This is a genomic window from Microcoleus sp. SVA1B4, assembly GCF_036700545.1.
Taxonomy (GTDB): domain Bacteria; phylum Cyanobacteriota; class Cyanobacteriia; order Cyanobacteriales; family Microcoleaceae; genus Microcoleus.
The window spans coordinates 82,672-95,234 of record NZ_JAUBPB010000002.1; the positions used below are offsets into that span (position 1 = coordinate 82,672).

11 protein-coding genes are annotated in these 12,563 nt (G+C 46.2%); 5 read left to right on the top strand and 6 right to left on the bottom strand.

The window, feature by feature from the left end:
- Positions 1-667 precede the first annotated feature (667 nt).
- Both QT987_RS01455 and QT987_RS01460 read right to left on the bottom strand, forming a co-directional pair.
- On the bottom strand, positions 668-1,120 hold the full coding sequence (locus tag QT987_RS01455; RefSeq protein ID WP_333236657.1) for a hypothetical protein: 453 nt from the start codon (positions 1,118-1,120) through the stop codon (positions 668-670).
- A 153-nt stretch (positions 1,121-1,273) separates the two neighbouring features.
- Complete coding sequence (locus QT987_RS01460; protein WP_333236659.1) at positions 1,274-2,608, bottom strand: alkaline phosphatase PhoX; 1,335 nt, start codon at positions 2,606-2,608, stop codon at positions 1,274-1,276.
- Between the two features lie 1,221 nt (positions 2,609-3,829).
- Here QT987_RS01460 and QT987_RS01465 point away from each other — a divergent pair.
- From QT987_RS01465 to QT987_RS01475, 3 genes are all read left to right on the top strand, one after another.
- A complete protein-coding gene (locus tag QT987_RS01465) occupies positions 3,830-5,194 on the top strand; it encodes a P-loop NTPase fold protein (RefSeq protein WP_333236661.1) in 1,365 nt (454 codons plus the stop codon).
- Positions 5,195-5,290: 96 nt separating this feature from the next.
- Positions 5,291-6,370 (top strand): shikimate dehydrogenase, encoded by a 1,080-nt coding sequence (locus QT987_RS01470; RefSeq protein ID WP_333236663.1) that lies wholly within the window; start codon positions 5,291-5,293, stop codon positions 6,368-6,370.
- Between the two features lie 106 nt (positions 6,371-6,476).
- The gene (locus tag QT987_RS01475; RefSeq protein ID WP_333236665.1) at positions 6,477-6,908 is read left to right on the top strand and encodes a hypothetical protein; all 432 of its coding nucleotides are present in this window, start codon (positions 6,477-6,479) and stop codon (positions 6,906-6,908) included.
- Positions 6,909-7,132: 224 nt separating this feature from the next.
- Here QT987_RS01475 and QT987_RS01480 read toward each other — a convergent pair whose 3' ends face one another.
- From QT987_RS01480 to QT987_RS01490, 3 genes are all read right to left on the bottom strand, one after another.
- Positions 7,133-7,420, bottom strand: coding sequence for a YggT family protein (locus QT987_RS01480; protein ID WP_333236668.1), 288 nt, complete (start codon positions 7,418-7,420; stop codon positions 7,133-7,135).
- A gap of 230 nt (positions 7,421-7,650) precedes the next feature.
- Positions 7,651-7,974: a hypothetical protein gene (locus tag QT987_RS01485; protein WP_333054510.1), complete on the bottom strand. Its 324-nt coding sequence runs from the start codon at positions 7,972-7,974 to the stop codon at positions 7,651-7,653.
- A 172-nt stretch (positions 7,975-8,146) separates the two neighbouring features.
- A complete protein-coding gene (locus tag QT987_RS01490; protein ID WP_333236670.1) occupies positions 8,147-8,515 on the bottom strand; it encodes a YkgJ family cysteine cluster protein in 369 nt (122 codons plus the stop codon).
- A gap of 343 nt (positions 8,516-8,858) precedes the next feature.
- Here QT987_RS01490 and psb30 point away from each other — a divergent pair, with 343 nt between their 5' ends.
- Positions 8,859-8,999, top strand: a complete 141-nt coding sequence (psb30, locus tag QT987_RS01495; RefSeq protein ID WP_333054512.1) for a photosystem II reaction center protein Ycf12/Psb30 — start codon at positions 8,859-8,861, stop codon at positions 8,997-8,999.
- A 106-nt stretch (positions 9,000-9,105) separates the two neighbouring features.
- Here the strand turns inward: psb30 and QT987_RS01500 are convergent, their stop codons facing one another.
- Entirely contained in the window at positions 9,106-11,226 is a 2,121-nt protein-coding gene (locus QT987_RS01500) for a DHH family phosphoesterase (RefSeq protein ID WP_333236673.1), read from the bottom strand.
- Between the two features lie 375 nt (positions 11,227-11,601).
- On the opposite strand from QT987_RS01500, the gene QT987_RS01505 reads away from it, so the two are divergent.
- Positions 11,602-12,507 carry a bestrophin family ion channel gene (locus QT987_RS01505; RefSeq protein ID WP_333236675.1) on the top strand — a complete coding sequence of 302 codons (906 nt, stop codon included), beginning with the start codon at positions 11,602-11,604 and terminating at the stop codon, positions 12,505-12,507.
- Positions 12,508-12,563: the final 56 nt, after the last annotated feature.

Consider the following 12,563-nt stretch of genomic DNA (forward strand, 5'->3'; position numbering starts at 1 on the left):
ATGTTAAATTAGCAATAATTTAATATCTAAAATTAGTTGAAGGGCTGGCATAATTGCCAGCCCTTTTTTATGACAGGTTTGTTGTTGCGCTGTCTTGAGTAATTTTGAATTTTTAACCACTGATGAATGCTGATGAAGAGGATATTATACCAGTTGTCATTAGGATGAGGGACAGGCTCAGAATTCCCAAAAGAATAAGCTCCTCGTTTGGGGTGTACTGCATCCAATTGCCCACCGGTATAAGTTGAGATGATCTCTTAACCAATGCGTATCAACCTGCAGCCCGTAGAAATCTCTAGAAGCACTTGTACTATGAGGGTTCAGCTTGGTTTTGGCGTGACCGCATTTAGCCAATTTGATTATTTGCTTTGATAATGTAGACGCAACTTATTGATATAGAGGTTCCTTACTACGAATGTTTTTCACCGTTCATCGGCTCGCCTAAATTCATTTTAGATGGCATAAAGACATCTTGTAAATGTAAGTGATTGTTAGCAAATGTCAGCAAAAGTCTAACTGTTAATCAACCCTTTCTTCCCTTCAAAATCTAGTTACTTCCTGGCTCTGTTGCCTGCAAACTGACTTCACACAGGCAATCCAAGCCGCTGATCGTACTTCTGAAGCGCCTGTAATGGCACAGGCGATCGCCCCACTCAAACTTCCTTGCTCAGTCGTCAAACTCAGGGCAGTAATATTTAGGAGCCAGAGCGTTAAGTGCATCAACTTCAGCATTGCCTTTAGGTTCCAGCAAGTCGATCGACATTCCCCCACTGAGCGCATTACATATCCCGCGCGCACGTTCGATAGCCGCTTGGGGATTTCGCTGAAGGCGAGACACCGCATCAGATGAGGATGACTTGAGCCGTTTGCTCAACGATTGTTGGTAATTATTAATAAAAGCCTGGTCATTTGGCTGTAAAGCGATCGGGCGGTCTCTGCGACTACTTCCACAAAGCTTACCTAAGTCGATTGTTCGACCATCACTCGTCTGTATATAGCAAACATAATCAACGGGTATTTGAGCGACTGAATCCCTAGATTGAGATAAATCAACGCCAAAGGCGATCGACATCATTACCAAAGAATAAAACACTCGTTTCGACTGTCTGACATATTGCACGACTCTTCAAACTCCCATTCTTTTCTATCTAATCTTATAGAGAACTCACACCGGATATTTCCACAATCCGGCGTGATTCGCTATATTCTGCATAGTGCGAACATAAGAGCGTTTTACAGGCAAATAAAATGCTCGCACTATAAGGCAATAATGTTATGCTCCTCGTTGAGACTTCCAAGGGCCCCAAATGGCAAACGTGGTGCCTGGGGTCATGATATTAACGAACATAGTGTTACCATCCGGCGAGAAGCAGGCTCCGGCAAATTCTTGATCGTTGATCGCATTTTTTGCCAGACGATACAGTTGCCCCTTGGGAGTTACGCCCACCAAGAACTGCTCATCATCGCCATCTTCGCAAACGATCAGATCACCATGAGGTGCTACAACAATGTTGTCAGGCCCATCGAGTTCGTCAGCCGATTTAGCCTCAACAAAAAGTTCGATCGTATCTCGATCGGGAAGATACCGCCAAACCTGACCAAATCCGTTGGGTCTGCCATTAGCATCAACAGAGCCACCGTTTGTACAACAGAAATAAACTTCACGATTGCCGTACCAGATGCCTTCCCCACGAGCAAACTGGGCAGCACCTTTACCGAAACCTTCGACCCGTACCGTATCCGTAGCAGGGTCAGGATTGTCAATTGTCACCCATTCCACCGGCATCGGTTGGCCCTTGGGAAAGCCTGCAAAAGTCTTTGCTTGAGGCATATTCTTAATCTTCAGCGCTTGCAGAGTGCCCCCGGCGCTTAAATTATTCGGTTGAGATGGGATAAAGCGATAGAAAAGGCTATCTCTTTGGTCTTCAGTCTCGTAGACAATTCCGGTTTTGGGGTCGATCGCCACCGCTTCATGGTTAAACCGTCCCATCGCAACTAAAGGTACGGGATTCACCGGCGCCGTTGCCTGAGCCGGAACTTCAAAGTTGTAGCCGTGAGATTTGGAGACATTTCTCGCATCGTTTGGTCTATTAGTCGCCACAGTCGAGACATTTTCCTCGCAAGTAATCCAAGAACCCCAGGGAGTCGGGCCGCCGGCACAATTTCGATAGGTGCCACTAAGTGAAGCGTACTGCTTGATGAGCTGACGATTGGGTCCAACCTGTAGTGTGGTTGTCCCCCCTTTACAAAGAGGATCGTAAGGATTTGGCCCCACAACTTGTGTTGAAGAATTCGGACTCAGTTCATGATTGCAAACTAGAATCACCGTGTTTTGGGGACCTGGGAAAGCCGCCATGCCATCGGGAGCACCAGGCACGGGGGAACCGTCGCTCATCATTTCGCCCGTTCGTGAAAGAACCCGATACTGAAACCCACGAGGTAAATCTAACAATCCATTCGGATCGGCTACGAGGGGCCCATACCCTCCCCCAAATACTGATTGACCATTCGCCTTTCTGGCATAAAGCGCTTCTAGAGGAGACATCATCAAAGTGCCAGCAGCACTCGCTCCTGCCAAGGTAAAAAACTTTCGTCGTGATAGTTGCATCAGTCTTTTCTGGTGAATTAAACAAAGCATACTAAACCTGCATCAAAACCAAGATAAAATTGGTTTAAATTCTCATTAAGGTTGTTTCATAGTTGTTCAATGTCAATCCCAGTGGCTCGTAATTGCGCCGCTAACCTGGCTGTTCGCTGCTCTATCTTTTCAGCCAGTCTCAGTAGGTAATTGTAGGTGAATAGTACCTTGATCGGCTTTCTCCCAAGACGTTTTTATACAGGAGTGTAGGTCTATTAATTTGTTAATAATTAGGAGAAGCCACTACATTTAATCGGCATTGTGTTATCACAGTTATTGTTTTTTACTTTATATCTTTCTTTTTTAATAGCTAGTATTGGGGCATCATGTACTCCAATACTAGCTGTGTCACCTTCTACGCAACGGAGCTGACTTCAAGTATTTCTACAAAAAATGGCCTATTAAAATAGCGGTTGGCAATTGGATGCAGTACACCCTAAACGAGGAGCTTATTATTTTCTGTTTTTTTACCCAAGCAAGCTGCACACAAGTAGTCGGCAAGAACGCTAATTTTAGGAAAGTTCCTATTTTTCAAGTTGGCGTTGTGGCCAGAGGCTCGTCACAAGCCAAAATCTCGCTTCGGCAGCAGGTGTCGGTCACAAAATGGTAGAATTGATAAAAAATAAGTAGATCCCAAAAAAAGATCGCACCGAGAAACCCGGTTTCTTACACAACACCTTGGTGTCTAAGTCAAAATGCTCTAAGAAAGTAGCTTGGGTTGAGGCACTCGTACCCAACGCCATCAATTTTAGATTTGAGATTTTTGCTCCCATCTAAAATAGCCAATCTAAAATCTTTTGTTGGTTTCGTTCCACTAGGGTTCAACCTACAAGGTATGATTAAAAAAAAACCTGGTTTAGGGATACCTAATTTCTACCTGTTTTTTCTTCGGTTAACCGTATTTCACTACTCACTTTCTTGGAGAACATTACTGTCATTTTTTCGTCTGAGATCAATGAAGTCGTGATCGCTACCAGAGGATAAATCAATGAGTTAGGGGAGTATTTAGTGAGTTTTATTTATTCCTCGTAGCCCAAAATAAAGTATAATTTTGGAGTGCTGATTTAGGCAGGCATCAAGATATTGATTGCCCCGTAATACAGCGAAATAAACTGAGAACTTGTGCTGATTATTACCATAGCGAAACGAATAAGGTATTAGGGCATAATGTTGTGAAAGATGGAACAGGGTATGGAACTAAATTTACAGAAATTTTATAGCGCCTGCAATCCCAGCTACACCCTGGCAGTAGCAAATCAACAAGACCGACAATACTATATCGATTTCTCTTCAGTGCGGGGCGGCACAATCGTCGAACAATTGGAGCGCACCATCAGCCGTCTGTCCCCGGATGCACCTACCTGTCAATTATTCACCGGTCACATCGGCTCTGGTAAATCAACTGAATTGCTGCGGCTACAAGCTCAATTGCAGCAACAAGGATTTCATGTTGTTTATTTTGAGTCGAGTAAAGACTTAGACATGGCAGATGTAGATATCACTGACATTTTGTTGAGCGTTGCTCGTCAGGTGAGCGAAAGCATTGAGAAAATGAAAATCAAGCTGCAACCGACGGGTTTTAAAGCTTTGCTCAAAGGGGTTGCTGATGTTTTTCAAACTCAAATAGACTTGAGCGCTGAAGCTAATATCCCTGGTTTTGGGGAAATAAATGCCAGCACGGAGGGAGAATTTTCTCTGTCTTTGGGAATTGGGAAAATTACTGCTAAGGCGAAAGATGCTCCGAATCTGCGATCGGAGTTGAGGCAATATTTGGAGCCCCGAACTAACGTAATTTTAGATGCGCTTAATAAGGAGTTGCTGGAGCCGGCTAATCAAGAACTCAAACGCCAAGGGAAACAAGGACTTGTAGTAATTATCGACAATCTCGATCGCATACACCTGTGCGCGAAACCGACGGGGCGACTGCAGCCGGAATATCTGTTTGTCGATCGCGGCGAACAGTTGGCAAGACTAAATTGCCACGTCGTGTATACAATTCCTTTGGTGCTGATTTTCTCTAACGATTTGGGCCAGTTGACCAATCGATTTGGGGTAGATCCGAAGGTTTTGCCGATGGTGCCGGTGCAGTTTAGCGACGGTTCTGAGTGCTCTGAGGGTGTGGAATTGCTGCGGCAAATGGTTCTGGCGCGGGCTTTTCCCACCGTGCATCCTTCACAGCGCTATGCTTTGGTGGGCAAAGTTTTCGACTCTGCGGAAACTCTCGATCGCCTGTGTCGAGTTAGCGGTGGTCATGTCCGCAATTTGCTGCAACTACTGTATGGCTGTCTGCAGAAACAAGACCCTCCTCTGTCGCGGGAAACTTTGGAAAATGTGATCGTCCAGCGCCGCCACCAGCTTACTTTGGCGATCGAACCTGATGAGTGGCAATTGCTGCGCCAAGTATCCGTTACCAAAACTGTGAACGGGGAAACTAAATACCAAATATTGCTGCGGAGTCTCTGGGTTTTTGAATACCGTTACGGCGAAGATTATTGGTTTGATGTCAATCCGATTTTGGCTGACGCCAAAGAGTTTCGGGAAACAGTTGAGAGTTGACAGTTGACAGTTGACAGTTGATGGTTGAGAGTTGATGGTTGATGGTTGAGAGTTATCTCCGCCTAATCATAAACAGTCAACAGTCAACTAACAAAAATGATTAAAGGCACGACTAAACTGTTAGGAGTAATTGGTCATCCCGTCGAACATTCTTTGTCGCCGGCGATGCACAATGCTGCTATTTCCCACTTGGGAGTCGATTTTGTTTACTTGCCGTTTCCGGTAAAACCAGGGGATTTAAAAGCTGCTCTTGCAGGATTTGCGGCGATCGGCGTTCGGGGATTTAGCATCACGATTCCCCACAAACAAGCAATCTTACCGCTGTTGTCAGAAGTTTCCCCGATCGCCCGATCGATCGGCGCAGTCAATACCGTATACCTGACTGACAAAGGTTGGTGCGGTACAAATACAGACGTTGAAGGCTTTCTCGCGCCCCTGCAAACCCCCCCAACCCCCCCTTGCCAAGGGGGGGCTAAAGACGCGATTTCTCCCTTAGAAACGGGAAATAGGGCTGTCGAATCCTGTCCCCCCCCTTACCAAGGGGGGGCTAGGGGGGGTTCCGATGGGAGTCAGAAAGTAGAAGCGATTTCTCCCTTAGAAACGGGAAATAGGGCTGTCGAATCCTGTCCCCCCCCTTACCAAGGGGGGGCTAGGGGGGCTTCCGATTGGAGTCAGAAAGTAGCGGTAATTTTGGGGAATGGCGGGGCGGCGAGAGCTGTTGTGGCTGGATGCGCTCAATTGGGATGTGCAGAGATTCACGTTGTCGGCCGCAACGAACAAAATTTAGCGGAATTTCAGCAGAGTTGGGTCAATTCTCCGATGCCCGTGCAGAATTTGCAGGTGCATACTTGGGATAATTTGTCAAGCTTAATCTCGCAGGCAGATTTGCTGGTGAACACGACGCCTGTGGGGATGTATCCGCAGGGGGAAAAGTCGCCGGTTGCGGCTGGTGAGATCGATCGAATTTCCGCAGGTGCGATCGTCTATGATTTAATTTACACCCCTAATCCTACCCAGTTTCTCAAAGATGCACAGCTTCGGGGAGCGCGAGCTATTGACGGACTTGAAATGCTAGTTCAACAAGGAGCAGCCGCCTTAAAAATTTGGCTAGATAAAGAATCCGTCCCAGTGGATGTGATGCGCCAAGCTTTGCGACAGCATTTAGGTCTAGACTAATGCCATTGCTTCAAAAAGTGCTGTAGTTTTCCGAATTCATATAAGTAGAAATTTGAGGCTGAATTCGCGCTAAGCTGAGAATTAAAATATACTTACCCCGCCATTTATGAAATTTCGAGCTATCAGCCTTTTTTTTGCTACTTGCCTAATCGGAATTTTTAGTTTGGTATTCACTCCACCTGCTTGGGCTCTGACCCCGATTAAACTTTCCGACCTTTCTTATCGCGAATGTCCAGCCGAAATGGGAGAAGGAACAGTCACCAGTGGCAGTTCTATGGAAGCTACCTGCTTTTTGATTACTGGGAAAGCTGAAAATAGCACCGGCAAACCAGTTGTCAATGCCGATATTTTCGGCCGCATTTATGATGCTGACGACAATCCGGTGATGCAAAACCGGACTCGCTTGGGTTCTATAGAAGAAGTTCCTCCCGGAGTTAGCGATTTTCAGCTCAGAATTTCGGTTGCCGCCAATCAACGAACACCTTTGAAGCTCAAGCAATTTAAAGCTACAGGTTTTACTGGCGTGGTTCGCCGCTAACGAAACTATTTGAGATTTTAGATTGGCTGCCCGTGAAATTGCGATGCAGTTTTCGATTTTCGATTGTTGAGTGGCCGGCAATTTCTCATTTCTAATTTACGATTAACTCCCCAGCTTTTCAACCGGGGAGTTAATCTAAAAATGTCAAATCTAAAATTTAGTTGCCGGCAGCTAGGTCGGCCAAACAATTTACGCTCGATGCTTAAAAACTTAAGCTTTTCAAACTACAAGGATGTTTGCAAGCTGGTCAAAAGACCAATCAAAAATTCCGAGCCGAACTGAAGTACAAAAAACGCAATCAGCGGGGAAAAGTCAATCCCTCCCAAGGGGGGGATAATCGAGCGGAATAGATTGAGGTAAGGGTCTGTTAACTGACTCAAAATTGAAAACGGGGGGTCGTACCAATTGATGTTAGGGAACCAACTTAACAGCACCCGAATAATCATCAGGGCTACATAGATTTGCAGAAATGTGGACAGCGTGGTTGCCAAAAGGCCTATGGAATAACTCATATATTCTCGTTGAAGTTTGAGTAAAGTTTACAGACACTTTAACTTAAAGTTTAGCATAGGTGGGGGAGAGGGGGAGCATGAGGCTGTTTACGGGCGGGCTAGAAGAGTAACGGCCCACAATAAAATTCACTCTTGGCTTCACAGGCCCGAAAGGCCTGTTAAGCGAGAATGGTGCAAGATGTCAGTAGCCCCCATCGATCGGCCAGACTAATCTAAAATTTTAAAGGGATTCAGGAGTCTTGGGCGATCGAACCCTCGCTGCCCGACGCCGGCGCGTTGCCGTTTACGTCGCCGAGTTGCAGCCGCACGTCATCTATTGCCTGATTGAGCTGGGCAATTTTATCTTCTAAACTCAGCCTTGCTACTTCCATCCCTTCGGCTTCGAGTTGGCTGGCTTTCCTCTGGCGGATCTTTCTTGTCTTTGCTTCTGAAGGTTCACTCAGCAAAGCTTCAGCAGCGCGCCGCGACAGCACCGCGCCCAAAACGGCACCCACCAAGCCGCCAACTGCGGCTCCGGCAATAAATCCCCCCGTAAAACCCTCTCGATTGCTCATGGCTCAACTCAACAGCGCGATATTTCTTTGATTTGTTTATTTTGACACTCTCCCGGTGAGAAACCGGCAGACCATCGTTCGATTTTAGAATTTAGACTTTTGATTAAAGAATTGAGATGGCGATATCGAAAATGAGCCGAAGGGACAAAAGCCCAAAGGCGCATCAAGTTCGTTAGTTGTCAGGTAAGGCGAGAATTCCGACTTCCGAGTTAAAGCGGATCATTTCCAAAGATCGATCGCCATACAAATCTTCAATGTGTTCCAAGCAGCACTCGATCGCGAAATCGTTCAATTCCGTCGGCTCAACGCCGTACATTTCCTCAAACACCTCTGAGTCTACCCGACAAAAGCGCGGTCGATCGGCATAAATTCCGCATTCTCGCGTCGTTCTGTCAAAATTGATACACCAACCGTCATCTCCGACTAAGCTCAAATAGAGCGCTAATTCGTCTTCAGATAAATACTCGTCTAAGTCAGGGCGCTCTGTTGGGTCGAGGTAACAACAAGCACCGCACTGCTTTACACAACGCCAAGTAGCCATAGTTTGATTTTAGATTTTAGATTTTAGATTTTAGATTCGGAGCATTATGTAGAAAATGCCAAACTTTAGGAGATTTGCGCTCTTCAAGTATATCAATTGCCAGCGCCGGAGGCCCATATCCCGAAGGGGCGGTTGGATTTGAGATTTGAGATTTGAGATTGGGGGGAGTTTCCGGGAAGGGGCATCAAGTCCCTGGTTTGCTGTCACTGAGAGGTCGATCGTAGTTTACATTTTGTTGAATTTTGTAAAGTTCCTTAAAAAATATGGTCGATCGCCCGGTAAAATCAGAAGCGGATTTTCTAATGCAACAATCTAGACTTAATCACTACAGTCAGGAGGACAAATGGACTTTATAACCGATCTTTTCAGTGGTATGGGTGGTGTAGACTACCAACTCATTGTTCAGGTAGCTTTACTCGCAGCCGTCGTGCTTTCTGGCCCGATCGTGATTTTTCTCTTGGCAGCTAAAGGCGGCGACCTGTAATTATAGCACGCTAGGCGGCGATCGATAGTTGGGAGTTTTGAGTTTCACATTATGCAAAATTCACAACGCTCGATCGCCAAATTTCCCAGCAGCACGAGCTTTCTTATCAAATACCAAGGGCGTGTTTAGCAGTTTGAATCAAATTCTCAAAAAAAGGTAGAGATACATCGACTTCTCTAGCATCTTTGCGGGAGTTACCTAACAAACCGATGTTTTGTCCGGGTGCAACAGCCAAAACTTGTCCTTGAGAGTTGCGAATTCTCAATTCCTCGATCGAGCCGGCGGGAGACAGACTGCAAGAATAAGTGCGATCGCAATAATCAAACTCAACTTTTCCGAACCTCGGCGGCCTGGAACTAGCAGCATTTGCCGGTAGCCGAACGCCCAACAATTCTAACTCAACCGATGTCTTGCCATTAAAACTATTTTCCCGCAATCGGTAAGCAATATCAACCCGCCGAGGCAAAGGAAAATATTCCCCCCAACGCCAAGCAATCGCCTTCACACTAGCCGATACATTTCCATCTTGACTTGCAGTTAGTTTAACGTGACCTCCTTTACCAACAATTTTCTGTTCAGTTATGCAAACATTAGGCGTCCAAAATACAGGAGCCTTATTTTCAATCCCGCAAGGTTCCAGAGCATCAATTTGTCGGTAAAGGTCAAGATTAATCTCAGCCAAATCTGCTCGCACGTCAACTGAAACCAGCGGTTTTAAGTGTTCCGGCTGCAAACATTGATTGGCAAAAATTGACAGTTGATTGCGGAATTCTTCGAGATTATCAGCCGGCATAGAAAAACCGCCAGCCGCTTTGTGTCCGCCAAATTTAGTTAATAAATCCGCGCAAAAATTCAGCCCGTCAAATACATTAAACTCAGGAATTCCCCTCGCCGAACCTCTGATAATTTTATGGGCAACCGCCCCTACAGCCTCGTTTTCGCCAGCCTCATCCTCAAAAGTACCGATAAACACAGGCACGCCGTAGCGTTCCACTAACCGAGAAGCCACAATCCCGATCACACCGTGGTGCCAACCGGGTTGCACGACAACTAAAACTCGTTCTTGCTGCAAGTCAATCGCCATTTCCTCGCACCAAGCAATTGCTTCCTGCTCAATTTCCTGGCACAACTCCTGCCTGCGCTGATTGATTTGTTCGCACTGCATCGCGTTTTTGAGAGCCAATTCGCGATCGTCCGTAGTCAGCAACTCTATCACAATTTGAGGGTCAGCCAGCCGCCCCACAGCATTAATCCGGGGGCCAAGCCTAAAACCAATATCTTCAGGCTTTAACGAATTTTGAGTAGGGGCGGTGCCCCCGTGCCCGCCCTTGAGTTTTGAGTTGAGAATAGATGAACTTTCCGCACTTCCAGGCTGCACTCCCGCCACCTGAATCAAAGCCTGAATACCCGCCAATTGCGAGTGAGGCAACAGCCGCAAACCCCGCTTTACCCAGCGCCGATTAACTCCAGTCAAAGGTGCTAAATCCGCAATAGTTCCCAAGGTAAATAACTCCAGCAGCGGATTCACCAACCCCCCAACTTTCTGCATATCCTGAGCCAAAGTAATAGCCAAAACATAAGCCACGCCTACCCCAGCCAAACCGCGATAAGGTGAAGATTCCGCGATTAATTTCGGGTTGAGAATAGCATCAGCCGGCGGCAGTTTTGGCGGCAAATCATGGTGGTCTGTAATAATAACTTTGACACCGAGTTCTCGTGCTCTGGCAACCGGGCCGTAGGCTGCAATTCCGTTGTCAACCGTGAGAATGAGAGCGACACCTTCCGAGTGAAATTCTTCTACAATGCGATCGTTAATCCCATAGCCTTCTCGCATCCGGCTCGGAATAGCATAATCCACATTCGCGCCCAGCAGCCTCAGAGCTCGTAGCAACAAAGCCGTGCTCGTCATCCCGTCAGCATCGTAGTCGCCGCAAATCGCAATTTTTTGCCCTCCCGAAATCGCCTCCCGCAACAATTTGACACTCGCAGCCAAATCGGGAAACTCATCCATTGGCGCGGGCAAAACCAGAGATTCCGGTTCGATAAACCCTTGCACTTCTTTCAGAGAATCGATGCCCCGGTTAATCAGCACCTGTGCCAGCAAAGGCGACAAACCAATTTCGGCGGCAAACTGTTCGGCTTGCTGCGCTTGAGGCGAATAAATTTGCCACCGTTGGTTTGGCAATCGGTGAAAATGCGGGGGCACAGATGTCGGTAGCTCTTGCACGGAAGCTGAGGTTTAAAGATACATGATTAATCTTACCGAATTAAGTGCCTCAGTCAATCAATTTTAGATTTTAGGTTTTAGGTTTTAGATTTTAGATTGATGCTGATGAGTTTTTTGGGTAAAATCCAAAGGTTGTTTGTAGGAAAGCTTTTTTCGGAAGCTCTCACCGCACCCAAATAGGGATCAAAGCCCTGCCCACAGTCATGGAGACCAAAAAATTTTAGACCAAAGTTTAAACGCCCCAGATTTATCTGTGGAGTCAATCTAAAATCTCGAATCTCAAATCGACTGGTGGGAGCCGAAGAAATAAGTGTAGCAGGCAGTTGTGCCGCCCGTGCTAGGGCGAGGCTAATTTAATTTAATGAGGAGACTTGCATGAGTGACGATCGACCACCTTGGTTTAAAATGGCATTACAGGTTCGGGGGTCTGTCATTCTCTCAATTTTGCCCCGCGTTTTGCTGTGCGGCGGCTTTGGAGTTTTTATTTCCCTACTGCACTTTTTTAAGTGGCCAGTTTCCTTACCAATTTTGTCGAGTATTGTACCCAGTATAGTCCTGGGTCTACTATTAGTTTTTCGTACAAATACAGCCTACGAAAGATTTTGGGACGGTCGAAAAATGTGGGGAACTTTAGTCAACAACGTCCGCAATTTGGCGCGCCAAATCTGGGTAGCAATTGAGGAAAAAGACCCGCAGGATATCGAACTCAAAAAGTCAGTCCTGCGCCTGTTACCCGCCTTTGCAGTGGCCCTAAAACTGCACTTGCGGCAAGAATCAGTCAATCCAGAGTTGGAGCCGTTAATGTCCCCAGCGCACTACCAAAAGCTCAAATCAATGAACAATCCGCCTCTAGAAATTGCCTTTTGGATTGAGGATTACTTGCACGAGCAGTACGAGCGCAATTGCCTCGATGTTTATCAGTTAACTGGTATGAATGAGTTGCTCAACTCTATGATTGATGTATTAGGTGGCTGCGAGCGGATTTTGAAGACGCCTATCCCTTTGGCTTACGCGATTCACCTGAAACAACTATTGTTGCTTTACTGTTTAGCCCTCCCCTTTCAAATGGTGAAAGATTTGGGTTGGGGAACCGGCTTAGTTGTGGCTTTAATTAGTTTTACTTTGTTCGGCATCGAAGAAATCGGCATTGAAATAGAAAATCCCTTCGGGCACGATGACAATGATTTGCCTTTGGACAATATTTGTGCTGCCATGCAGCGCAATATCGACGATTTAATTTCTTTATCTCCTAGCGTTCACGAACACGTGAAAGATAAGTAGAGTCATTCGATTTTAGATTTTAGATTTTAGATTTTAGATTGGTACATAAAATCTAA

Excerpts from the sequence above, each read along its gene's own strand:
- QT987_RS01460 (WP_333236659.1), bottom strand. The coding sequence starts at position 2,608 with ATGCAACTATCACGACGAAAGTTTTTTACCTTGGCAGGAGCGAGTGCT.
- QT987_RS01465 (WP_333236661.1), top strand. The coding sequence starts at position 3,830 with ATGGAACTAAATTTACAGAAATTTTATAGCGCCTGCAATCCCAGCTAC.
- QT987_RS01470 (WP_333236663.1), top strand. The coding sequence starts at position 5,291 with ATGATTAAAGGCACGACTAAACTGTTAGGAGTAATTGGTCATCCCGTC.
- QT987_RS01475 (WP_333236665.1), top strand. The coding sequence starts at position 6,477 with ATGAAATTTCGAGCTATCAGCCTTTTTTTTGCTACTTGCCTAATCGGA.
- QT987_RS01480 (WP_333236668.1), bottom strand. The coding sequence starts at position 7,420 with ATGAGTTATTCCATAGGCCTTTTGGCAACCACGCTGTCCACATTTCTG.
- QT987_RS01485 (WP_333054510.1), bottom strand. The coding sequence starts at position 7,974 with ATGAGCAATCGAGAGGGTTTTACGGGGGGATTTATTGCCGGAGCCGCA.
- QT987_RS01490 (WP_333236670.1), bottom strand. The coding sequence starts at position 8,515 with ATGGCTACTTGGCGTTGTGTAAAGCAGTGCGGTGCTTGTTGTTACCTC.
- psb30 (WP_333054512.1), top strand. The coding sequence starts at position 8,859 with ATGGACTTTATAACCGATCTTTTCAGTGGTATGGGTGGTGTAGACTAC.
- QT987_RS01505 (WP_333236675.1), top strand. The coding sequence starts at position 11,602 with ATGAGTGACGATCGACCACCTTGGTTTAAAATGGCATTACAGGTTCGG.